This window comes from Thalassobellus citreus (assembly GCF_044385915.1).
Classification (GTDB): domain Bacteria; phylum Bacteroidota; class Bacteroidia; order Flavobacteriales; family Flavobacteriaceae; genus Thalassobellus; species Thalassobellus citreus.
The window spans coordinates 43,701-67,994 of the sequence record NZ_JBISCC010000117.1 but is presented as its reverse complement, the minus strand read 5'-3'; the positions used below and the strand labels follow the sequence as shown (position 1 = coordinate 67,994).

At 32.3% G+C, this 24,294-nt stretch carries 16 protein-coding genes; 7 read left to right on the top strand and 9 right to left on the bottom strand.

What is annotated here, in order from left to right:
• Positions 1-54 precede the first annotated feature (54 nt).
• The 3 genes from ACH5TX_RS04235 to bglX are packed head-to-tail and all read left to right on the top strand — an operon-like array spanning position 55 to position 4,801.
• Positions 55-1,146 (top strand): SGNH/GDSL hydrolase family protein, encoded by a 1,092-nt coding sequence (locus ACH5TX_RS04235; RefSeq protein ID WP_439338293.1) that lies wholly within the window; start codon positions 55-57, stop codon positions 1,144-1,146.
• Between the two features lie 2 nt (positions 1,147-1,148).
• Positions 1,149-2,522, top strand: a complete 1,374-nt coding sequence (locus ACH5TX_RS04230) for a sialate O-acetylesterase (RefSeq protein ID WP_439338292.1) — start codon at positions 1,149-1,151, stop codon at positions 2,520-2,522.
• 11 nt (positions 2,523-2,533) lie between these two features.
• Entirely contained in the window at positions 2,534-4,801 is a 2,268-nt protein-coding gene (gene bglX, locus ACH5TX_RS04225) for a beta-glucosidase BglX (protein WP_439338291.1), read from the top strand.
• 72 nt (positions 4,802-4,873) lie between these two features.
• Here the strand turns inward: bglX and ACH5TX_RS04220 are convergent, their stop codons facing one another.
• The 9 genes from ACH5TX_RS04220 to ACH5TX_RS04180 are packed head-to-tail and all read right to left on the bottom strand — an operon-like array spanning position 4,874 to position 17,211.
• On the bottom strand, positions 4,874-7,006 hold the full coding sequence (locus ACH5TX_RS04220; protein WP_439338290.1) for a glycoside hydrolase family 9 protein: 2,133 nt from the start codon (positions 7,004-7,006) through the stop codon (positions 4,874-4,876).
• A 16-nt stretch (positions 7,007-7,022) separates the two neighbouring features.
• On the bottom strand, positions 7,023-8,222 hold the full coding sequence (locus ACH5TX_RS04215; protein WP_439338289.1) for a glycoside hydrolase family 27 protein: 1,200 nt from the start codon (positions 8,220-8,222) through the stop codon (positions 7,023-7,025).
• Positions 8,223-8,226: 4 nt separating this feature from the next.
• Positions 8,227-9,549: a glycoside hydrolase 5 family protein gene (locus ACH5TX_RS04210; RefSeq protein WP_439338288.1), complete on the bottom strand. Its 1,323-nt coding sequence runs from the start codon at positions 9,547-9,549 to the stop codon at positions 8,227-8,229.
• A 13-nt stretch (positions 9,550-9,562) separates the two neighbouring features.
• Positions 9,563-10,798, bottom strand: a complete 1,236-nt coding sequence (locus ACH5TX_RS04205; RefSeq protein WP_439338287.1) for a glycoside hydrolase family 26 protein — start codon at positions 10,796-10,798, stop codon at positions 9,563-9,565.
• A gap of 8 nt (positions 10,799-10,806) precedes the next feature.
• Entirely contained in the window at positions 10,807-11,835 is a 1,029-nt protein-coding gene (locus tag ACH5TX_RS04200; RefSeq protein ID WP_439338286.1) for a carbohydrate binding domain-containing protein, read from the bottom strand.
• An 11-nt stretch (positions 11,836-11,846) separates the two neighbouring features.
• Positions 11,847-13,028, bottom strand: a complete 1,182-nt coding sequence (locus tag ACH5TX_RS04195) for an AGE family epimerase/isomerase (RefSeq protein WP_439338285.1) — start codon at positions 13,026-13,028, stop codon at positions 11,847-11,849.
• Positions 13,028-14,191 carry a glycoside hydrolase family 130 protein gene (locus tag ACH5TX_RS04190; RefSeq protein WP_439338284.1) on the bottom strand — a complete coding sequence of 388 codons (1,164 nt, stop codon included), beginning with the start codon at positions 14,189-14,191 and terminating at the stop codon, positions 13,028-13,030. The genes ACH5TX_RS04195 and ACH5TX_RS04190 overlap by 1 nt, the downstream gene beginning before the upstream one ends.
• Positions 14,192-14,216: 25 nt before the next feature.
• Positions 14,217-16,055, bottom strand: a complete 1,839-nt coding sequence (locus tag ACH5TX_RS04185; protein WP_439338283.1) for a sodium:solute symporter family protein — start codon at positions 16,053-16,055, stop codon at positions 14,217-14,219.
• Between the two features lie 4 nt (positions 16,056-16,059).
• Complete coding sequence (locus ACH5TX_RS04180; protein WP_439338282.1) at positions 16,060-17,211, bottom strand: glycoside hydrolase family 26 protein; 1,152 nt, start codon at positions 17,209-17,211, stop codon at positions 16,060-16,062.
• A 149-nt stretch (positions 17,212-17,360) separates the two neighbouring features.
• Between ACH5TX_RS04180 and ACH5TX_RS04175 the strand changes: the two genes are divergently transcribed.
• The 4 genes from ACH5TX_RS04175 (at position 17,361) to ACH5TX_RS04160 (ending at position 24,282) form a co-directional block, all read left to right on the top strand.
• Positions 17,361-18,239, top strand: a complete 879-nt coding sequence (locus tag ACH5TX_RS04175) for an AraC family transcriptional regulator (RefSeq protein ID WP_439338281.1) — start codon at positions 17,361-17,363, stop codon at positions 18,237-18,239.
• A 291-nt stretch (positions 18,240-18,530) separates the two neighbouring features.
• A complete protein-coding gene (locus ACH5TX_RS04170; RefSeq protein ID WP_439338280.1) occupies positions 18,531-21,686 on the top strand; it encodes a SusC/RagA family TonB-linked outer membrane protein in 3,156 nt (1,051 codons plus the stop codon).
• A 12-nt stretch (positions 21,687-21,698) separates the two neighbouring features.
• A complete protein-coding gene (locus ACH5TX_RS04165) occupies positions 21,699-23,231 on the top strand; it encodes a RagB/SusD family nutrient uptake outer membrane protein (RefSeq protein WP_439338279.1) in 1,533 nt (510 codons plus the stop codon).
• Between the two features lie 13 nt (positions 23,232-23,244).
• Complete coding sequence (locus tag ACH5TX_RS04160) at positions 23,245-24,282, top strand: IPT/TIG domain-containing protein (protein ID WP_439338278.1); 1,038 nt, start codon at positions 23,245-23,247, stop codon at positions 24,280-24,282.
• Positions 24,283-24,294 lie beyond the last annotated feature (12 nt).

Here is a 24,294-nt window from a genome sequence, read left to right as displayed (position 1 = left end):
AAAATTACCGTATAAAAACATCTTTTTTAATAATCATATTTTAGAATATAAAAAATGAATTTCAAGATTATAACTCTATTTATCGTTACAGTATTTCTTAATTGCAAAACAGTAACTCCTAAAAAATTCGAATCGAATAATGAAAATTTTCAATATTCAGGAAGACACGAACAACTAAAAGGTGAAGCTGCCTTAATTTCTCCAGGAGCATCTGTAGCTATAAACTTTTCTGGACAAACATGTAAAATATATTTAAAGGCAGAAAAAGAACCTTATAATTATGTGTCTTTAGAATTAGATGGCTCATACATTGGAAGATTAAAAATTTCAAGTGAAATCACAAAAGAGTATACAGTGAACGTCACTTCTAAAGAAAAAACACATTCCTTAAAAATAATTAAAGAATCGGAAGCCAGTTGTGGCGCCATATTATTTCAAAGTATTAAAGTTGAAAACGTATTAGAAAAATCTAAAAAACAGAAGTACACCATTGAGTTTATTGGAGATTCTATAACCTGTGGAGCTGCAGCAGACAGCAGTGTTTTCCCTTGTAATGAAGGTGGTTACTTCGATCATGAAAACGCATATTACTCGTATGGCGCATGCACAGCTAGAGCCTTAAATGCTGATTTTACATTAAGCTCTGTTTCTGGTATAGGCATGTATAGAAATTGGAATGACGAAAATATTGAAGAACCTATTATGCCTCAGGTTTACGAAAACCTATACTTAGACACCAATACATCTAAGAAGAATAATTTCACACACGCTCCAGAAATTATCACTATTGCCTTAGGAACAAATGATTTATCAACTGGAGACGGTACAAAACCCCGCTTACCTTTTAATAAAGAAATCTATATTAGTAATTACATCCAATTTATAAAAACAATCCAGAATTATTACTCTAATTCTCGAATTGTATTATTAACAAGTCCTATGGTTATTGGAGAAAACAACACATTATTAGTGTCATGCTTAGAAGAAGTTCAATCTTATTTCCTGAAAAATTTTAATAAATCTATTTTGTTGTTTCAATTTAATAAACAATACACCAATGGCTGTTCATGGCATCCTAGTGTTGAAGAACACAAAGAAATGGCTAAAAAACTAACCTCTTTTTTAAAAAATATATTAAATAGTTAATAATGAAACAACTCACATATATTTTTTTTATCCTAGCTACAAAAATTGCCTTTGCAAATATTACGTTGCCCTCTATTTTTACTCATCATATGGTTTTACAACAACAAGACGAAGTCAAAATTTGGGGTTGGGCAGATCCAAATGAAGCTATTACTATATCTCCCTCTTGGAGTAACGAAACTTATAAAGCAAAAACAACAAACCAAGCCCATTGGGAATTAAAAATAAAAACACCAAAGTATGGAGGGCCTTATACTATTACAATTTCAGGCTATAACGAAATTGTTTTAAAAGATATTTTAATAGGCGAAGTCTGGCTATGCTCAGGGCAATCCAATATGGAAATGTCGGCCAATTGGGGAATTAAAAATGGAGACTTCGAAGTTTCACAAGCTAATTACCCAAATATTCGTTTTTTTAATATTCCAAAAACTTCAGCAAAAACACCACAAAATAATGTATCGGCAAATTGGGAGGTTTGCACCCCAGAAAGCATGAAACATTCAAGTGCCATAGCTTACTTCTTTGCAAAAAGAATACAAGAACATTTAAAAGATATTCCTGTTGGATTAATTATATCTGCATGGGGAGGCACACCCGCAGAAATTTGGACACCCGAAAATGTTATTAATAAAGACACTACCCTTTTAGAAGCAGCTAACAAATTAACACCTGTAGAATATGGCCCTACTGAACCTGCAAGAGCCTTTAATGCTATGATTAACCCTATTCTTGGATACAACATTGCAGGCACACTTTGGTACCAAGGCGAAGCCAATGTAGGCTCAAAGGTTTACAGCAAAACACTTACCGCCTTAATTACATCATGGAGACAATTATGGCATAAAGATTTTCCTTTTTATTTGGTTCAAATAGCACCTTATAAATATGGTGAAAATCATTTTGGTGGTGTTGAAATTCGCAATGCACAACGTAATGTTGCTAACCAACTTACAAATACTGAAATAGTTGTTATTAGTGATATTTCTACTGTTGATGACATACATCCAAAAGACAAAAAATCGGTAGGTAATAGACTTGCCAATATCGCTTTAAAAAAACACTACAATACTTTAGACGAATTAGTTGAAAGCCCTACTCTATCAAATACAACTTTCAAAAAAAACAAGGGGTTCTTAACATTTGAATACGCTGAAGGACTTTATCTAAAAGATAAACAATCATTATTTGAAGTAGCTGGAGAAGATAAATTATTCTATGCTGCAACATGTAAATTGAAAGGCGAAACGATTATTATTTCATCTAAAAAAGTAAAAACACCCAAATATGTTAGATTCGCTTGGGGAAACACAACGCAATCTAATCTTTTCAACAAAGCAAACTTACCAACATCTAGTTTTTCAACAGAACAATAAGATTATATATTATGAATTTACAAAAACTACTTTTACCTGTAATTTTTATAGCTTTTATAAACACACATGCACAAAAAAAGAATCCTGCTTCAATAGAGCAAAAAATTGATGTTCTTTTAAAGAAAATGACCATTGAAGAAAAAGTTGGTCAAATGAATCAATACAATGGTTTTTGGGATGTAACAGGGCCTGCTCCAGAAGGAGGAAATGCAGAGAAAAAATACGAGCATTTAAGAAAAGGTTGGGTAGCCTCTATGCTTAGTGTACGAGGTGTAGAGAATGTTAAAGCTGTTCAAAAGATAGCGGTTGAAGAAACACGCCTTGGTATTCCTTTAATTATTGGCTTTGATGTGATTCATGGTTACAAAACCATGAGCCCTATTCCTTTAGCTGAAGCTGCTAGTTGGGATTTGGAAGCTATAAAAAAATCGGCTGAAACTGCGGCAAATGAAGCATCTGCTTCTGGAATAAACTGGACATTTGGCCCTATGGTTGATATTTCTCGTGATGCCCGTTGGGGACGTGTTATGGAAGGCTCTGGGGAAGATCCGTATTTAGGAAGTAAAATAGCTGAAGCCAGAGTAAAAGGTTTCCAAGGTGACGATTTATCTGCTACAAATACCATTGCTGCTTGTGCTAAACACTTTGCTGCTTATGGTTTTTCCGAATCGGGAAAAGAATACAATACGGTAGATATTGGCACCTCAACATTACATAACATAGTGTTACCGCCATTTAAAGCAGCTGTTGATGCTGGCGTAAGAACTTTAATGAACTCTTTTAACGAATTAAACGGCATTCCCGCTACTGGAAATTCGTATTTACAAAGAGACATATTAAAAGGAAAATGGGGGTTTAACGGGTTTGTAATTTCAGATTGGGCTTCATTAAACGAAATGATTATTTGGGGCTATGCCAAAGATAAACCTCAAGCAGCTAAATTAGCTGCTATTGCTGGTTCTGATATGGATATGGAAGGCTTAGTTTATATTGAAGCATTAGCGCAATTAGTTAAAGATGGTATTGTAAACGAATCTATTTTAGATGATGCTGTTCGTAGAATTTTAAGAGTAAAATTTGAATTAGGTTTATTTGATGATCCTTATAAATATTGTAATGAATCTCGTGAAAAAGAATCTATTGGTAACATAAAACATCAAGAAGCTGTGCTGGATATGGCAAAAAAGTCTATCGTTTTATTAAAGAATGGAAATAATTTATTACCCCTAAAAAAAGAAGGTCAAAAAATAGCATTAATAGGTGCTTTAGCTAATGACAAAAATAGCCCATTAGGAAGTTGGAGGATTGCTGCCGATAATAACACAGCTGTATCCGTTTTAGAAGGCATGCAACAATATAAAGGGAATACCCTAACTTTTGAAAAAGGTCCTGATTTTTTTATTGGAGATTCTAACTTTTTAAATAAAGTTGTTTTAAACACAAATGATAAAACAGGTTTTAATGAAGCTGTAGAAGCTGCAAAACAATCGGATGTTGTGGTCATCGTTTTAGGCGAACATGGTTTTCAATCTGGAGAAGCAAGAAGTAAAACGGATTTAGATTTACCAACATTACAACAAGAACTACTAGAAGCCGTTTACAACGCAAACCCCAATATTGTATTAGTACTTAACAATGGAAGACCACTTTCTATTAATTGGGCAGATAAACATATTCCTGCTATTGTAGAAGCATGGCATTTAGGCACACAAACAGGTAATGCCGTTGCTCAAGTTTTATATGGCGATTATAACCCAAGTGGAAAACTACCTATGACATTCCCAAGAAACGTTGGACAAGTACCTATTTATTACAATTACAAAAACACTGGAAGACCTACAGATAAAGACAATAATGTATTTTGGTCGCATTATACAGATGTCGAAAACACACCTCTCTACCCCTTTGGACACGGTTTAAGCTATACTACCTTTGAATATTCGGATTTAAAATTGGATGGAAACACTTTTGAATTAGGTGAAGATGTAAACGTTTCTGTAACACTAAAAAACACTGGAAACATTACGGGAAAAGAAGTTGTACAATTATACATAAGAGATTTATACGCAAGTATAACACGTCCTGTTAAAGAATTAAAAGGTTTTGAACTGGTTGAGTTAAAAGCAGGTGAATCTAAAACAGTTCATTTCACCTTAAACAAAGAAACCTTAGGATTCTTCAATAACAATGGAGATTATATAATAGAACCTGGAGACTTTAAAATATTTGTTGGAGGAAGTTCTACAACCGTACTAAAACAAGATTTTAAATTAGAGTAAAGTATTTTTACAAAAAAAACTCTATAATTTTTTTATAGAGTTTTTTTTACTTAATAATTAAGTTCATAAAAGTTAACGCTTTACAATTTTAAACGTTTTGTTTGTATTGATACCTTTTACCTTAACAAGGTAAAACCCTTTTTCTATCTGAGTTCCAGAAATTAAACATTCCAAATTACAAAACCCCTCTCTTACTAATCTACCTGCTAAATCGTAAACTTCATAATCAAAAGATTCTTTTGACTTCAACTTTAAATCATACGAAAATGGATTAGGGTATAAATTTACTGAATTTGTTTCGTTACTTAAATCATCAATAGATAATGAACCACTGGCAGTAACAAATTTTGACAACAATCTAATATAAGCCACTTGATATCCATTACTATTTTCTGTCACCTCCCAAGAATTCATTGGCCAACTAGTATTAAAATCATCATACGCCTTTTGTTTTGGTTGTCCGTTAATTCTAGAAACCTGAATTGCATCACAAGCTCTCCCTGAACACCCCGATGGACAACAACCATCCCAATTATAACTAGGATTAGCTCCTCCAACTAAATACCCTGGAGCTGGACCATATAAATCATTTTGTACATTATCCCATTCTGTTCCATCTCCAAACCATGTATGATAAAATTCATTTACACCATTGTCTGCTCCAAAATCATACATATTAGAGAGGTAACAAAAGTTTAAAGGATTTACACCATGAATATAATGGATATAGCGTTCAGCTGCTCTTAAAGCATCATCATTATTAGAAAACTCTATATTATGTTTTATATAGTCGGTAAACATTAATCCTTTTCTTGATTTAGTACCATTACTTCCCCATACATAAGCAGTAAGATGCGCCAAATAAGGATCTGACTCATTCGTTAAACCTCCAAAATTATCAGTACCATTCATAGCCGACTTATAAGTATTAACAATACTATTTGCTACACTTATAGTTGCATTTGGTAGTGTAGCATAATACAATAATGTTTCCTGATTTTCTTGTTCAAAAGGGTATGCGAAAGACCACAGCATTAAATGCATGTCTTGATAATTAGCATCAATAAATGCTTTATATCCCACAGAATCAGTTACATCAAACAAATGTATTGCTGCTTTCATTTTACAAGCAAACCGCCCATAATCATCTGTCTCCTGTTGCCCCGCTCCAATACCTACAGAATTATATGCTGCACTATTATTTTCCCAAATTACATTTGGATTGGCATCTGCCCAATCCCAAGCATTTATAGCACTTTGCAGCAATGTATTGCTATAGACAGTCATTCCTAATTCTTGAAAAACTTTAGCACCATAAGCAAATGCTACTGCTGAAGCTAATGTTGAAGATGTATTAACATCACCATATAAACTTTGCCCTGTTGCAGATGAAGGAGGTGAAGCATGAGATAAATCGACAATACTTATCATAGATCCATCTGCTTCTTGTAAACGAAGTAAATGATCTAATCCCCATTTCACTTCATCAATAACATCTGGTATCGTATTACCTGAATAAGGTAAATTATAATCATCTCCAAAAGCATTGGGAGCTTCACTATATGCCTTTAGTAAATCGACAATATAATTGGCTGTCCAACGGGTATATTTGTTATAATCTCCAGCATCATACCAACCACCACTCAAATCTTTTTCAGTAGAAGTATCTGTTGCCGCATTATATTTTCTTGCTTGTGTATCTTGTAAAGTTCCTAAATGACTTGCTCCATCTGCCCAATTTGCCCCTGCATATTGAGCCTCTTTTGCATATCCTACTCGCTGATAAAAAAACGTTCTTACAGCTTGTTTTAAAACAGCTTCATATACATTATCTGAAATGATAAATTCATAAGATTTTAAATTCTGAGAAATATCTAAAACATAGTAAGTACCAGGTACCTGATAAGATGAAAAATTGAACCACCAAACTTTATCTCCTGAGCTATCATCTTCTGCTCCTGAATTCCAAGGCACAGAATTACCAGTAAAAACTTGAACACCATTAGCAGCATTAACTAAAGCGTAATTTGTTCCTGGTGTAAAAGACTCTGAAGCATCAAATCCTGTTACAGGATTTCTTAATACTGCTATTTTTTCTGAAGTTGATCTATACCCAAATTGATCAACAACAATATGTTTTGAATGAGTTTGCGAGTATATAAAAAAAGTAAAGAGGATAAATATTACCGATAAATAAGTTTTCATATACTTGCTTTTAAATCTATTCTAGAGTAATCATCAAAACATCATGAGATCCTATTTCTGCTTTTAAGTTAGTAGAAGTATCTCCAATATTTTTATGGTTATACAAATCTCTTATTGTAAATATCTTGTTTTTAGTATCTAAATTTCTATTATTTAAATTATCCCCTATTTCGTGTTTCTTCCAATCGAAATCAATAGTTACTGAAACATCTTTCATATTTATAAAAACCATAGCCCATTTACCATTATCAAGTGGTTTTACCCATGTTTCTATATTATTCTCATTCGTAAATCGAAGTCCTTGAATGCCTAATTTATCTTGATTTACAGCTATTACTTCTTTATTAGTAAGTGTTTTAATGGTTTCTTTGGTAGCGCTTCTTAAATCATTCCCCATAATTAATGGAGATGCTAACATACTCCACATCGCAAAATGACTTCTATCTTCTGCATCGGTCATACCATTTCCAACTTCCATCATATCAAAATCATTCCAATGCCCTGGACCTGCAACCTTACGAATCTCTTTCCTCATGTTTATAATTTTCCAAACACCTGAAGAAGACCATGTACCATGACCAACTTCACAGTCCCAACAATTTATAATATCGCCGGTTACTCGCGCTAAATGCCCAACATCTTTAGCCCATTTCCAAGGTTCGTTATCTCCCCATTCGCAAATACTATAAACCACAGGTCTTCCTGCCGATTTTAAAGCATCTCGCATGGTAATGTAGGCGCCTTCTGCATTTAATTTTTCTGTATTACACCAATCATATTTTAAATAATCTACATCCCAAGACGCATATAAACGGGCATCTTGATATTCATAACCTCTACTTCCTGGGTAGCCAGCACATGTTTTTGATCCAGCACAATTATACAATCCAAATTTTAAGCCTTTAGCATGAATATAATCGGCTAAAGCTTTTATTCCGCTAGGGAATTTTACAGGATCTGCAATTAAATTACCGTTTGCATCTCGTTCTTTTGACATCCAACCATCATCTAAAACGATATATTCATACCCTGCATCTTTTAAACCAAGTTCTACAAACTTATCGGCGATATCTTTTACCAATTGTTCATTGATATCAGTTCTAAATGTATTCCAACTATTCCATCCTAAAGGAGGTGTTTCAGCTAAACCATCAAACTTTTGAGCGTGGATTGCTATTGAAATCAAAAACAGTAAAGGAAACAATATTTTTTTCATCTGTTTATTTTTTAGTTAAAATAGTATTAGCTTCTTTGATAATCTTTAATGTTGAAACATCCGACGAAAACACAGAGTTTAATCCCTGTGGTTCTTGTGGTGGATCTGCAGTAAAATCATCTCCATGCTGCCATTTTCCATTTTCAGGATTCGTTTTCGCAAAACCTGCAAATCCCCAAAAATTTAACCCCGCAAGAATCCCTTGTTTTTTATAACTTTCAGTAATTCGTTTAAAAACAGCATTATAAAATACATTTCTATTTTCTACCGAAGCTCCTGTTGATAAGCTTTCTTTTTCACGAGGAAAACCAAACTCAGACATTACAATAGGTTTATTTAAACTTTTAGCTATAACAATATGTTCATCCATATACTCGAAAGCTTTTATTATAGATTCTTGAGTCGTTTCTACTTCATTATTAATATCATACCAGCCCCAATTTTTTGGCCACATGTGCATATTTAAGTAATCTATGTTTTTATTATCATGCAATCTTTTATACATTTCAATGTCTTCTAAAAAACCATGTTTTCCTTCTGTTCCTGTTGATATTAAATGATTAGAATCTAAGCTTCTTATTAAATCTACCGTTTCGTTTAACCAGCTAGCAAAGGCTTCTTCATGATCTGGACTCATTAATACTCTAGGCTCATTCGCTACCTGCCAAGACATGACTGTGTGATCTTCGTTATATTTTAAACCAGAATATTTATTCGTTCTTCCAATTATAAATTTAATGTGATTATAATAAGCTTCCTTGCAAGGTTTACAGCTATGAAATTGTTTGGTGTAATTCATATATTCATCCCAAGAATATTGTTCTAAAAAAGGATTAGGCACTTCGCCATAGCCATTCCATTTTAAATATTCAGACATTCCACCAGACCAAATCCAGTTATTATTTAAATATAGAATAGCATACATATTTCGTTTGCGCATTTCTGCCATTAAAAAATCTAAGCCATCTAATAAATCTTCATTATAAACCCCTTGTTCTGGTTGTAACGCTGGATATACTTTAGAATCGCCTCCATCACCTTCTGCGCCTACCAATATGCGCAAATTATCGATACCTACAGATTTCATGAGATCTAATTCTTTAATAAGACGTTCTCTGTCTCCAGTATTTTTAGCTGCTACTAAAGGGCCATACCAATAATTGGTTCCTACAAAGTAATAAGGCGTTCCGTCTTTATAAAAAGTAGCATCTTTAATAGTGACTTGTTTTATATCTACCTTTCTTACCGATCTTTTGTATTTAGCACTTTTACATCCTGTAAAGAATATGACGAATGCTATTGCTATTAGTGATTTAGTTATTTTCATATTTAGTTTTATGTTAGTTTGGCATGGTATACATATTAGGTAATCCGCTTAAAATTACAAATTTTGGTTTGTTTGCAAAGGCAACAAAATTATCTGTATCTGGTAAATCTGGAGCTGGTGTACAGTAGGTTTCGTTTGAATTACTCCAAAACATCATATAACCTATTTGTGCATCATTGTTTGTTATGGCATTATAAAGATTGTTTGAATAAAAATTGGGAATTGGACTATTAGACCCAGGGGTTACAAAATAGCCTGTTTCTGTTAATGCGGCTATTTTAACTTTTTCAATAGCTAAGTTTGAAATAATTTGAAGCTTATCATTGGCATTATTAACGCCTGTTTGTCCTTGGTTCTTAAAATCACCATAGTTATCCATTCCTAGAATATCAACATAGTCATCTCCTGGATAACGTTCTAAATATTCTGATGCAGAATTAAAACTGTTATCTGGTGAAAAAGCAAAGAGCATGTTATTTACAAATAAAACATCTCTTAAATATTTAACTGTAAATTGCCAAAGCGAAATATAATCTTGTGCTGTACAATAAGATGCTCCCCACCAGAACCAATCGCCATCAAATTCATGAAATGGTCTAAATATAATAGGCGCTAATGTGTTGTCTAGCCCAGTGATGCTATTAGCAACTTCAGCAACTTTTTCAAGCTTTTGTTTGTAATACTCATGATTTTCACCTCCGGGTAAAATACTTTTAAATGCATTTTTTTTTTGAAATTCTGTCATTTCAGAAGTGTAAAAATGCTCACCTTCATATGGTTCTCTTAAATGCCAGCTAAAAGTATTTACCATGCCTTTATTGTAAGTATTAACAACATCTGTTTTAATTCGTTGTTCTTGTTGGTAAAACCAATTTGTTGATGTGCCATCATTTTTATCATCTGTAATAAATAAAAAATCTGTTCCTAACAATCCTGGATCACTCCCTGTGGTTTTCTTGATATCAGACTCACCAACATTATCATTATAAAAATCATGAAATGCGTTATGCTGACCAACAATAAATTTTGAAGCAGAAAGTGCTTTTAAATTATAAAACAAAGCGACTGTTTCTGAAGTTGCATTAGAATTAACCATATAAGAAGCTGTTTCTTCAGGTTTTAATACAAAATCTTCATTTATTGGAATAATAATTTCTGGTTCTTCTATTTCAGTTATATCATCTTTTGAGCAGTTTAGTGCAAAAATAGATATGCAGACTATAGAAACTATTTTTTTTATATTATTCATACTTTAAATTATTCTGAAAGCATTTCAACTTGAATATCATCTGCAAACAAAGTTCCAATACAATTATTTAAAGCAATTAATATGCGATACTTTTTTGTTCCTTCTGGTATGGTAAGTGTTTTTTCAAAAAAGGTCCAATCTTTTGTTCCGGTAACATTTCCTATTATTTGATCGTCTATTGTTTTTACTGATCCTTCTTTTGTGAATTCAACAATATACAATCCATTATTCCACACATTTTCACCTTGAACAATATTATCTGCTTTTAACCATCCTGAAAATTTTATTTGCTTGGTACCCACAGGAATATCTGCCTTTTGAGAAATATCTGCCCATTTACTTTCTTTTAAATGAAGTATCGCATTATATCTACCTTCTTTTGCTTTATAAGGAGTTGCTTTTCCGTAGCCAATCCAATGCTTTAATCCTTTTTCAAAATTTCCATTTAAAAAAGCTATTTGTTCAGAAGTTTCTGAAATTGTTTCTAACTTGATTTGGCTCTTTTTATTAGTTTCTTGATAAGCTTCTTTTGAAATTGGAATTACTTTTACAGCATCGAAAAGAATAGAACCACTGGTTTGGGCTAATGCTAAAATCATTTTCACTTTTCCTGCTTTTTCTGGAATAACAACAAGTTCTTTATATAAAGTCCATGGTGTTGTGCCTGTTAACTGAGCTACATTTACATAGCTAATATTAGTTTCTCCTGTTGTAAGAAACTCTAAAGTAACCACTCCTGCATTGTAATCTTCCTTCCCTTTATCGATAGCACTACCCTTAACCCATGCACTAACTTCTAAAGCATAAGTGTTTTTGGGTATACTTATTATTTGCTCTATACCCTTCCATTCTGATCCTACAAATTGATTAATAATACAACTAGCATTCCCTGTCTTTTTTTCATAAGGACTAATAGTTGCTGCGGTGCCGTTCCAATAGGTAAATTCTTTTTCAAAATCACCATTCTTTATTAAATTTTGTTGTGCAGAAACAGTTATTGCAGTTAAATACATTAATATTAGTGCTAACTTTCTCATTATTTAGTTTTTTAATTGTTTAAAATAATACATGCTCTTGAGCTATGATAAGGCGCTTTCCACATACTTACTTTATCTTCTTCTGTATAGACTTTTCCTTCTTTGTTAACTCTAAAAAACCATTCGCCATTTTCATGATCTATAAGGTGTTTTTTAGTGTAATCCCATATTTTTAAAGCTACTTTTTTATACTCTTGGTTAGGGTTTAATTCAAACGCATAATGTAAGCCTATTAAAGCCTCTACCTGAGGCCACCAATGTCTATCGGTGTCAATATGATTTGTTGTTAAGTTTTTTTCATTTAAAACAGCTCCGTCTTCATCTATAGCTTCTTTTAAAAATGTATTTGCTACTCTTACAGCTATGTCATTAGCTTGTTGCAACAAGTCTTTGTCGTCTAACACATTTGCTGCGTCAATAATTAACCAAGCAGCTTCAATATCATGACCGTAGGATACGGTGTTGCTTAATAAATTCCATGTGTCATCAAAAAACAATTCATAATGATTTTGTGCATTCAAAAACTTTTGAAAAAACACCTCAACTAGCTTTTTTAATGATTTTTTTAACGACTCGTGATTATATATTTTTAGTAAAGATGTATAAGCTTCTAAAACATGAAGATGTGTATTCATAGTTTTTGAAGCATTCATATCTTTATTGCTTAATCGCATATCTTCAATAGGACTCCAATCTTGATTGAAGGCTTCAAAATATCCTTCATTTAAATCATCTTTAGCATGAGTTTCTATGAGCTCAAAAATTTCAATAGCCCATTTTTTAGCTTCTTCATTTTTGTTAAACATATAATATTCAGACAAGGCATATATAGTAAATGCTTGTGCGTATACTTGCTTTCTTTTGTTTAAAGGATTTCCTTTATAATCAAGTTCCCAAAAAACACCTTTATGCGAATTGTCATTAAAAAACATTTTTAAATAGTTGAATGCTCTATCGCAAATAGCTTTATATTTATCTGTTTTTAAATGATTAGAAGCTGCTGAAAACGACCAAAGAATTCGCGTGTTTAAAATAATACCCTTAGAAGCTTCAGGAATGATAGTATTATAATGATCTATTTTCCCAACAAAACCACCATGCTCTAAGTCTAACGTATTATTAATCCAATAACTCAATATGTTTTTTAATTCTAATTTGAGTTCTTGTTTTAGCTTATTATAGGCATTGTTCATTAATGAAATTCTTTGTTGCTTTCTATGAGGTTAATGATTGTTTGTACAGAGCCTGCCGATGTAAAAGTATCTTCTGGAGAATTCATACAATAATCAATTAATTTATCAATACTTGCTGTCGCTACATGCATTCTAGTGTCAGACGAAGCATAATAAATATAAACAGTTCCATCGTCATCTGCAATCCAACCATTTGAAAAAAGTACATTTGAAACGTCTCCAATTCGCTCTTCTCCAACAGGTGCCATAAAATAGCCAGCAGGTTGATGAATGACTTTAGAAATGTCATTTAAATCTGTCATAAACATATATAGTGTATAGCGCAATCCTGCTGCTGTGTTTCTTACACCATGCGCAAGGTGAAGCCATCCTTTTTCGGTTTTAATAGGCGCTGGTCCTAAGCCGTTTTTAAGTTCGTAAATGGTGTGATACACTTTATTATTTATAATTTTTTCATCCTTAACGATAGGATTCATCATATCATCTACATACCCTAAACCAATACCACCACCATTACCAACACTAATAAAACCATCTTGTGGTCTTGTGTAAATAGCATATTTTCCGTTAACAAATTCTGGATGAATTACTACATTACGTTGTTGTCCAGAATTAGAAATTAAATCTGGTAAGCGTTCCCAATTAATTAAGTCTTTAGTCCTTACGATACCAGCATTGGCTACTGCCGAACTCGTATCTTCAGCTGGAACATTTGGGTCTTTACGTTCTGTGCAAAAAATACCGTAAACCCAGCCGTCTTCATGATTTACCAATCGCATATCGTAAACATTTGTATCTGGATTACCGTCTATTTGAGGTATTACGCATGGTTTATCCCAAAACTTAAAATTATCTATTCCGTTAGGGCTTTCAGCCATTGCTAAAAACGATTTTCTGTCATTCCCTTCTACTCTAACACATAATACATAAGCACCTTTCCATTTCATGGCACCTGCATTTAAAGTTGCATTAAAACCTATACGCTCTAATGCATTAGGATTAGTTTTTGGGTTTAAATCGTATCTCCAATTAATTGGAATGTGGCCTGCTGTTACAACGGGATTTTTATATCTATTATAGATTCCATTAGTTTTAGAAATAGGAGTATTTTCTTTTCTAACTAATTCGTTATAACTTTCTTTTACCAAATCTATCTGGCTCATTATATATAATTTTATTTATTCTTAATTAATCTAATTTGTCTTCTAAAGTATTCCACCAGTATTTTTTCAAAAGGAATAAGCATACAGCTAAAACTGCTAGCGATATATAGACAGGTGTACTTTGCCTAAATATTAAATACATAGGAATGATAACTAATGCTGTTTGTGCAATGATGCCAATAGCAACATTGAACATGTCTAATCCAAAATCTTTATTCTTTTTAAAGTCAGGATTTTCGATAGTTAGTTTATCATGGATAGGTTTCCAGAAACCCCATGGTCTTACGTTTTTATAAAAAGATTTTAAAACATCTTCTTCTGTTGGAGGTGCTGAGTAAGTTCCTATAATACTACCTATTAAAGAAATTACTAGTAAGATTGGAAACAAATACAGACCTAATACATCAGGAAATAGTTCTGGCACAATTGCTGCGGCCAATAAACCCGCTGCCATTCCCCAAAAGAAACCTTCTCCATTAAAACGCCACCAATGCCATTTTAAAATGTTAGCTCCTACATAACTACCATACAAAACAGATACTATCCATTGTAATACAGAGTTAACATCTTTAGCAAACAAGCCTAGTACAATACTAATAACAACGACTACAAGACCAGTACTGTAGTTCATTGCTTTTATTTGCTTTGCAGTAGCATCTGGATTTTTGTATTTTAAATAAATATCATTTACCAAATACGCTTGAGCTGCATTTAAGGTTCCTGCAAAAGTTGACATAAAAGCCGCTATTAAGCCGGCTAATAATAAACCTAACAACCCAACAGGTACAAATTCTTTTATAGCCGTTGGAAGTATCAATTCAAAATCGATATTACCGGATACCGTTAACAAATTTAACTTCTCATAATACACCAAAGCTAATGCAGCAAACCCTGCAATCATTAAATACCGTATTGGCATTAAAATAACCGATACAAATCCACTCATTTTAGAAGCTTCTGCTGGTGATTTTGTAGACAATATTTTTTGCATATCGTAATTAGGTGCTGGTCCAGCAACACTTACTAGAACGCCTTTAAAAACCATCATCATAAAGAAAACAGTAAATAAACTAAAACCGTCTTCCTTTATTTTCTGGTTAACTTCTGGAATGATAGTACTCCAATCCATGTTCAATTCCCAACCAAAGAACGGACTCAACCAACCTTTAGGTACATTTAAAGAATGTTCTCCTATAGCAGTAAATCCTAAATAACCAATAACCAAGGCAGCAATTGTCATGATTGCAAATTGAACTACATCTGCCCAAACAATACCAGACATACCTCCTAAAAGTGAATAAAACACAGCAAACATGGTAAAAACAATACCGTAAAAATGAGGCACAAATTCAGAAGAAACAGCAAAAGGGACATACTGACTTACTATTTCCCAAGGGATAAAAATTTCAATAAATTTCCCTAAACCAATAAAGCCATATGCTAAATAGCCCAAACACATAATTAAAGCAAAAACCACTACAATAACATGTGACATTTTTGCTCCTTTTTTAAAACCAAAACGAGTGCCAATCCATTCTGCTCCTGTAGTAGCGTTAGAACGTCTCAACCATTTTGAGAGATAAATCATTAAAAATACTTGATTAAATACAGGCCACAACCAAGGAATCCAAGCGCTTTTAATACCATAAACAAACATAATAGTAACCAGCCAAATGGTTCCTGAAATATCAAACATACCAGAAGCGTTAGATAAACCTAACATGTACCAAGGAATAGATTTGCCTCCTAACAAATAATCATCCTTACTTAATTGAGCTCTTTTTCTAAGAACTAAGCCTATTACAACAATAGTAATTAGATAAGCTGCAATAATTAATACATCTACTGTATGGAGTAATTTCATTAATTTAATATTTTAATTTATTAATATCTTTTAAAAACAATGTTTTTGGAAACTCTTTAAAAGTCTTAAAATCGACTTCATTACCATGTCCTTTATAAGGTAGATAATGGTGTTTTTTAGTGTAATTTCTCCAGAACAAAACCCAAGAAATACCAGTGTTTTCAATAGCAGGGTATAATACTTTTGTAAACCAATCTTTAGTAGGAATGGCTTCTAATCCTGTTTCTGTAAAGGCGTATAGTTTATTTTTTTTAACAGCAATGTTTTTTACAATTTCCAAATTATTTTTTACAGAAGTTGCATAATCCTTTGCATTGTTAAAATCATAAATATCTATTCCTAATATATCTACAAAAGTATCGCCAGGATACCATTCTAAATAGTTATCAGTAGCACTTATGTTATTTGGAGAATAAGTATATAAAATATTATGCAACTTATACTTATCTCTTAATAAAAGTAATGTTTCACGCCAAAGTTGAATATATTCTATTGGAGAACAATTACCTTTTCCCCACCAAAACCAAGATCCATTCATTTCATGAAAAGGTCTAAAAATTACAGGGATTTTTTTTCCTTTATACTTTAAAGTTTTTAAAAAACCAGCAACTCTTTCTATCCATAAATTATATGTTTCTACTTGATTTCCATTACCAATGATTTGTGCGGTTGCAGGTGTTGTATCCCAAGAATCTCCATTAGTAACCGGATTGTCAGTATGCCAACTTATTGTAATGATACCACCTTTACTGTAAGCATCAATTATTAAGTTCCTCATAGTATCAAAAGGCACACCATCAATATTTTTACTGCTTCCTAATTCTATCTTACTAATATCAAAACCGTAAACTGCAGGAAAATCTTCAATCACCTCATTAACATCACTTTTTACTACGTTAGGATTATCAGATTGGTTCCATCCAATTCCATAAGCAGTAGCGTCTTGGTGTCCAATTGCAAATCCATTTTTAGAAAGGTAAAAAAGCTTTTTATGTAGTCTTTTAACGTTTTTTGACACTTTAGTATCAGTAAGAATAGGCTTTTTGTAATCTGAGTTATACATAGATTTACACGACCCTAAAAACATAATTGAAAAAACTATAAAAAGTAGTTTTATATTCCTCCATAGATAAAATGTTTTTGTTTTTTTAATCATTTATTAGTTTATTGATAATTTTTTGTTATTAAAAACAATAAATATATAATTTTACTTTGTTAATTTTGAATAATTCAAAAATAACTATAAAGAATAATACGTTAGTGATATTATTTTATCATTATAACAAAGAATTATAACACGCAAATATGGGAATGTTAAAAAATGTGCACAGAGAAATTACGCCTTTATCTCCTGAAGATAGTTTTTTAGTTTTTGATAGAATCAAAAGTGATTTCGATTTTCCTATTCATTTTCATCCTGAATATGAACTTAATTTTATTCGTAATGCTAAAGGTGTTAAACGGGTTGTTGGAGATAGTATGGAAGAGATTGATGATGTTGAGTTAGTGCTTGTTGGACCAAACTTGCATCATGGGTGGGTAACGCATAATTGTAAAAGCAAAGAAATTCATGAAATAACTATTCAGTTTCACGAAAACCTGTTTAATAAGGAGCTTCTTTCAAGAAAAATAATGAAACCCATTAAAGACATGTTTGATCGGTCTATTCATGGTGTTTTATTCTCAAAAAAAACAGCAACAGAAGTCTATGGTAGAATGTCTCAAGTATCTAAATTAGATGGTGTTGACTATTTTTTAGAATTAATATCTATACTTCATGACTTGTCTAATTCGAGAAACCAAAGACTCTTGTCTACTTATACTATTGATAGGGAAAGTTTTGAAAATAGTGACAAAATTAAAAAAGTATACGAATATGTTCAGGATAACTTTGATAGAAAAATAACACTAGCTGAAGTGTCTGATCTTGTAAACATGAGCCAAGTAACATTTAATAGATTTATGAAAAAAAGAACAGGAAAAACTTTTGTTGATTATGTAAATGATGTTAGGGTTGGTTTTGCTGCTATAAAACTAATTGAAAAAGACACAAATGTATCAGAAATAGCTTTTAGTTGCGGCTTCAATAACATAGCTAATTTCAACAGAGTTTTTAAAAAATTAAAAAACTGCACTCCTAGTCAGTATAAAAATGAATTTTCAGGAATTAAAAGAATTTTATAATACTAAATAATCATTTTAACATAAAAAAGAGCAAATTAAATTCCGGTCACCAATTTAATTACATTAATCACCTAATATAAAAACGTGCTTATTTTTATCAAAAAACATGGCTATAATATTATTTTACATTAATAATTAGGAGAAATTTTATTAGTAAATGACAAAATAATATTAATACTAACTTAACAATTCCTTTAATTTTGAATTTAATAAAAAACCGTACTGATAATTATTGATATAACAATATAAGCGTCAGTAAAATTAACAATTAACACTACTAAACTAAAAGACATGCAAAAAACATTTTTTAAAAATGAAAATGGCGGTACAAGATATTGTTTCCTGCTATTATCATTTTTTATGATTAGTCAATTTGCTTTAGCTCAAACACAGGTTAAAGGAATTGTAAACGACTCTAATGGAGTAACACTTCCAGGGGTTAGTATTCTAGAAAAAGGAACCAATAATGGAGTCGTCACAGATTTTGATGGTGTTTATTCCATCACAGTTAAAGAAGATGCTATACTAGTTTTTAGTTACATAGGCTTTGAGGGACAAGAAATTTCCACCTCAAATAAAACGACTATAAATGTAACTTTAAAAGAAAGTTTTGAAAACTTAGATGAAGTTGTTGTTATTGGTTATGGTACTCAAACTAGAGAAAACATAAGTGGCTCTGTTTCATCTGTTGAAACCAAAGATCTCAAAGAAATTCCACAAGTAAGTGTAGATCAATTACTTCAAGGTAGAGCCGCCGGTGTAACTGTAACAGCGAATTCAGGACAACCCGGAAGCTCTATGTCTGTAAGAATAAGGGGGTTAACTTCTATTACAGGTTCTAATGAACCTCTATATATTATTGATGGTGTGCCAATATCTGGAGAATCACAAGCTGGACTTGCTGGAGGAAGTCAAGATAATAATGATGTTTCTGTTAGTCCATTAGCCATTTTAAACCCAAGTGATATTGCGTCTATAGATATCTTGAAAGATGCTTCTGCTACAGCTATTTATGGATCTAGAGGAGCTAATGGAGTTGTTATTATAACAACTAAAAAAGGAAAATCTGGAGAAGGTAAATTGGAATACAGTACTTATGTAGGTTTACAAGAGCCTACAAAGTTAATAGAAATGATGAAATTACCTGAGTACGCCAAACTACAAAACGTATTCAATAGAATGATAGGTATTACTCCTAATCTCATTTACGACCGACCTGAATTACTTGGACCTGGTACAGATTGGCAGAAAGAGATATTTAAAAAAGCATTTATGACAAATCATCAAGTTGCTTTCTCAGGAGGTAACGATAGATCAAATTATTATTTCTCTGCTAGTTCACTAGATCAAGATGGTATTGCAATAGGTTCAGGCTTTAATCGTCTTTCAGTTAGAGCCAATATAAATGGTCAGATAAAAGACTGGATTAAAGCTGGTATTAATTTATCTGGAAGTAGAACAAAAGATAAATTTACGTATAACAACAATGGCTTTGATGGAGTAATTAGTTCAGCACTTTTACAATCTCCAAATCTTGCTGTTTATAATGCCGATGGTACTTTTGCTGGTCCTGTAGATGATAGTTCTTTAGGACAAAACAATCCAGTAGCATTAGCTTTAAGTGTTACAAATAAATTAAGAAGAGATAATGTTGGAGTTAGCTTCTATACTCAATTAGACTTGACTGAAGATTTAAACTTCAGAACAGAAGTAGGAACTTATTTAGGGTCATCAAGAAGTCATCATTTTAGACCAACTTATCAATGGGGTAGATATTCTAATGAAATAAACGAACTTACTATAAGAGAAAACAATAGTACTTTTTGGAATTTAAAAAACATGCTAACATATGATAAAAACTTTGGTAAACATTATTTAAATGTTTTAGTTGCGCATGAAGCACAAGAAAACGCTTATCAGGGCACTGTAGCTTCAGCTAAAGATTTAATATCAAATGAAGTTCAAACTTTAAATTTGGGAGATGCTGAATTAGCGACTAATAGCGCAAACAAAGCTAGTAGTTCTTTAATGTCTTATTTAAGTCGTGCTATTTATGGTTTTGATGATCGATATAACATTACAGCTTCTATTAGAGCAGATAGATCTTCTAATTTTGCGCAAGGCAATCAATGGGGGTATTTCCCTTCAGTATCCGCTTCTTGGAAATTATCTAATGAGGAGTTTATGCAAAATACAAACGGCATACAAGATATCAAAATTTATGGCGGATACGGGCAAACTGGAAATCAAAATATTCCAGGATATTTATTTGGAGGTCGCTTAGGAACACTATCTACTGAGGCAGGCACTGGATTCCCTGTACAATACATACAAAACCCGGAGTTACAATGGGAAACTTCAGAGCAAACAAACTTAGGGTTAGAATTTACATTGTTTGACAAACGTTTAAAAACAATAGTAGAAGTATATGACAAAACCTCAGCTAACTTTTTATACCAAGCACCATTACCTATCTATTTAATAGGTGGCGGTCAATATGAAGGTGGTATTGGAGCTCCTTGGGTTAATATTGGTGAAATGAGTAATAAAGGAGTAGATTTAACTTTGAATTACCAAACAAAAGGTAGCGGTGACTTTTCTTGGGATTCTAATTTAACGCTTTCTCATTACAAAAATGAAGTTGTTTCATTATTAAATGGTGCAGATTTATTAAAAGAAGTTAGAAATTGGGGTAACGCTTCTTTACAAGTTACAAATACTAGAGAAGGACAGCCTATAGCAATGTATTACGGATTAAAAGTAAAGGGACTATTTAATGATGAAGCTTCTATTACAAGTCAACCTATACAATACGATCAAGCATTTTCACCAGATAACGGAAACACTTGGTTAGGAGATGTTCAATATGAAGACATTAGTGGACCAGATGGTAATCCAGATGGTGTTATTGATGATTATGATTTAACAGAAATAGGAAATCCTCACCCAGACATCACCTTTGGTTTTAATAATAATTTTAGCTACAAAAACTTTGATTTATCTATCATGTTACAAGGCACTTATGGTAATGATGTTATGAATATTGCTTGGTTAAAAACTACCTCTCTAGATAGAAGATATAACAACCAAACACAAGAGGCTACAAACTATTGGACACCAGAAAACACGAATACTAATATACCTAGACCAGTTTCTGGTAACACTAACAACAACAGAACATCTGAAAGATTCATAGAAGATGGTTCTTATTTAAGAATTCAAAATGTAAGATTAGGATATAATTTTAAACAAGATTTATTAGACCGATTACCTTTTTCAAAACTAAAAATCTATGGAGTTATACAAAACCTATATACATTTAGTAACTATAAAGGTTATGATCCTGAGGTTGGTAATTTTAACCAAAATGCACTTTTATCAGGAATAGATAATGGTCGTTATCCTACTCCAAGAACATTTACATTAGGTTTAAATATTGAATTTTAAAAAAAAAAGATAATGAAAACAATAATAAATAAAATAGACAAAGTCTTCATTTTAACTCTATGCATATTTGTATCTGTATCATGTTCTGATGAGTTTTTTGATAGACCACCAGAAGACGGATATAGTATTGATGGATTCTACGCTAACGATGATCAAGTTAGAGCAAGTACAAATCACTTATACACAAGATCTTGGTATGAATATTTTACTAACCCTTTTTATGCCATTGGAGAGTTATCTTCTGGAAACGGAAGAACTTGGGACGGAGCAACATCCGATTTTCAAAATTTCTCTGTATTAAACAACAACCCTCAAGTAGAAACTGCTTGGAGATCTTTATGGGGAGAAGTTTCACAATGCAATGCTATAATTAATGGAATGGACAACGTTCCAGCAAGTATAAGTCCTGCAGTTTTAAATAATGCTCTAGGAGAAGCTCGTTTTATGAGAGCAATTACCTATTTCTACATGGTAAGAATTTGGGGAGATCTTCCTATAATTGAAAACAACTTAGATTATGTTTTTGATCCACAAATCAATAAAAACCCTGTAAGTGATGTGTATACATTTATTAAAAATGATTTAAAATATGCTATAGATAATTGCTTTTCAAAACCTAATGCTGATACAGGTAAAGTAACCAAAGAAACTGCACAAGCACTGTTAGCTAAAGTTTATTTGTATGAGAAAGATTATTCGAATGCAAAAATCATGTCTGAAAAAGTTATAAATTCTGGAAATTATGATTTGTTTGAAGGAAGCTATAATGAGTTATTTTTAACTGAAAATGACAACAATATAGAATCAATGGCAGCATTACAGTGGTCTACAATTGGAGAGTATGGACATGGCAATGCAGCACAAGCATTTTTTGCTGTTTCTGGTATAACAGGATTTGGTAGTGGATGGTCATCAATAGGACCTTCAATTGATTTACAAGATTCTTATGAGCCAGGGGATGAAAGAAAATATGGAACAATCATGGAGAGAGGGAATTTTTACCCTAACTTAAATGGAGGATATACCGTTCCTGATGACTTTGATGTTCAAGGTACAGATGCAGGTATTAAAAAATATGTAGTTGGTAACCCTGAAACTAATGGTGGAGGCGGAGCAATGGCATCACCTAATAACACCTATTTATTGCGCTATGCTGATGTTTTGTTAATTCATGCTGAAGCTATATTAGCTGGAGCAAATAGCACTACTAACTCGGCCGCATTAAGATCGGTTAACAAAGTAAGAAACAGAGCTGGTCTTGGAGATATTACCGAAATTTTTGCAGACCGATTACTTCATGAAAGACGTGTTGAATTTGCTTTTGAAGGCGAATACTTTTTCGATATACAACGATTAGATAGAACTGAAGCAATTAATATGCTAAGTAATCAAGAAAGAGGTACCTATAGCACTGATGCTGTTCCTGTAGTTTGGTCTGAAAAGTTTACACCTACTGAAGGTGATTTTATCTTTCCTTACCCACAAGTAGACACACAAAGGAACCCTTTATTATTAGAGCCTCCTGTGCCTTATGATTTTAACTAAAAAAAATAAAAAAATGAAAAATATATTCAAAAAGATAATTTATAGTTTGGTGTTGTTATCAACTATTTTTGTCACTTCATGTACAGAATTAGACAATTCTGGTCTTTCTGGAAGTTATAATACTCCTGTTATTAATTCTATAAGTACACTTGCTAAAGATTCTATAACTAATGTTGGTAATCTTTATAATAGTTATATTTTAAGAGGGCAGAATTTAGCTTCTTTAAATGCATTATATATTAACGACTATAAAAACGATTTTAACTCGACGCAGGTTACAGATGGCGTTTTGTTTTTTACTGTAAGTCCTAATGTGCCTTGGAAAGACGTTTCTAGTAAATTAAAAATAGAAACATTAGGAGGTGTTGCAGAAGTTGACTTTAAAATAATTCAACCTGCTCCAGTAATAAAAGATTTCTCACCAAAATTAGGTCCTGCAGGAACTATTGTTACAATAACAGGAGATATATTCGATAACCTTGATAGTGTGTTTTTTGGAGAAACTGAAGTAACAAATATTATATCTTCAAATGAAGAAGAAATTGTCATTGAAGTCCCTGCTGGGGTTAGTGTTTCAACTTTAACAGTAAACACAGAAGGAGGTTCTAGTGAGTCTGCCGATTTCTATGGAGGAATCATATATACTATTTATGATGAAGGCCTTAACACTTCTGCATGGTGGGAAGGTAGTTGGGGAGGCGCCACAGATCTTCAAAGTACCGAAAACCCTTTTAGAGGAACTTACTCTATAAGAAAAGAAGCAGGAGCTTGGTCTGCACTTCAAGTAGGAACTTGGACAACTGTTAATGTTGCCGACTATATATTAATTCAATTTGAATTCTACAGTGAAGCAGCTGGAACTATTAATATTGTATTAAATGGAGATTGGGGTAATCCATATCCAATTAATGTAATAGGAGGTGAATGGCAGACTATTAGCGCTCCTTTATCTGATGTTAGCAAAGGAAAAGAAAAAATAGAAGCTATAGTTATACAAGAAGCTAGTGGAAATAATACAGTACATTATATAGATGATTTTGGGTTTATTTAATAGGTTTAGAAG

What these genes read in the sequence shown, in the direction of transcription:
- ACH5TX_RS04235 (WP_439338293.1), top strand. Translation starts at nt 55, where the DNA reads ATGAATTTCAAGATTATAACTCTATTTATCGTTACAGTATTTCTTAAT.
- ACH5TX_RS04230 (WP_439338292.1), top strand. Translation starts at nt 1,149, where the DNA reads ATGAAACAACTCACATATATTTTTTTTATCCTAGCTACAAAAATTGCC.
- bglX (WP_439338291.1), top strand. Translation starts at nt 2,534, where the DNA reads ATGAATTTACAAAAACTACTTTTACCTGTAATTTTTATAGCTTTTATA.
- ACH5TX_RS04220 (WP_439338290.1), bottom strand. Translation starts at nt 7,006, where the DNA reads ATGAAAACTTATTTATCGGTAATATTTATCCTCTTTACTTTTTTTATA.
- ACH5TX_RS04215 (WP_439338289.1), bottom strand. Translation starts at nt 8,222, where the DNA reads ATGAAAAAAATATTGTTTCCTTTACTGTTTTTGATTTCAATAGCAATC.
- ACH5TX_RS04210 (WP_439338288.1), bottom strand. Translation starts at nt 9,549, where the DNA reads ATGAAAATAACTAAATCACTAATAGCAATAGCATTCGTCATATTCTTT.
- ACH5TX_RS04205 (WP_439338287.1), bottom strand. Translation starts at nt 10,798, where the DNA reads ATGAATAATATAAAAAAAATAGTTTCTATAGTCTGCATATCTATTTTT.
- ACH5TX_RS04200 (WP_439338286.1), bottom strand. Translation starts at nt 11,835, where the DNA reads ATGAGAAAGTTAGCACTAATATTAATGTATTTAACTGCAATAACTGTT.
- ACH5TX_RS04195 (WP_439338285.1), bottom strand. Translation starts at nt 13,028, where the DNA reads ATGAACAATGCCTATAATAAGCTAAAACAAGAACTCAAATTAGAATTA.
- ACH5TX_RS04190 (WP_439338284.1), bottom strand. Translation starts at nt 14,191, where the DNA reads ATGAGCCAGATAGATTTGGTAAAAGAAAGTTATAACGAATTAGTTAGA.
- ACH5TX_RS04185 (WP_439338283.1), bottom strand. Translation starts at nt 16,055, where the DNA reads ATGAAATTACTCCATACAGTAGATGTATTAATTATTGCAGCTTATCTA.
- ACH5TX_RS04180 (WP_439338282.1), bottom strand. Translation starts at nt 17,211, where the DNA reads ATGATTAAAAAAACAAAAACATTTTATCTATGGAGGAATATAAAACTA.
- ACH5TX_RS04175 (WP_439338281.1), top strand. Translation starts at nt 17,361, where the DNA reads ATGGGAATGTTAAAAAATGTGCACAGAGAAATTACGCCTTTATCTCCT.
- ACH5TX_RS04170 (WP_439338280.1), top strand. Translation starts at nt 18,531, where the DNA reads ATGCAAAAAACATTTTTTAAAAATGAAAATGGCGGTACAAGATATTGT.
- ACH5TX_RS04165 (WP_439338279.1), top strand. Translation starts at nt 21,699, where the DNA reads ATGAAAACAATAATAAATAAAATAGACAAAGTCTTCATTTTAACTCTA.
- ACH5TX_RS04160 (WP_439338278.1), top strand. Translation starts at nt 23,245, where the DNA reads ATGAAAAATATATTCAAAAAGATAATTTATAGTTTGGTGTTGTTATCA.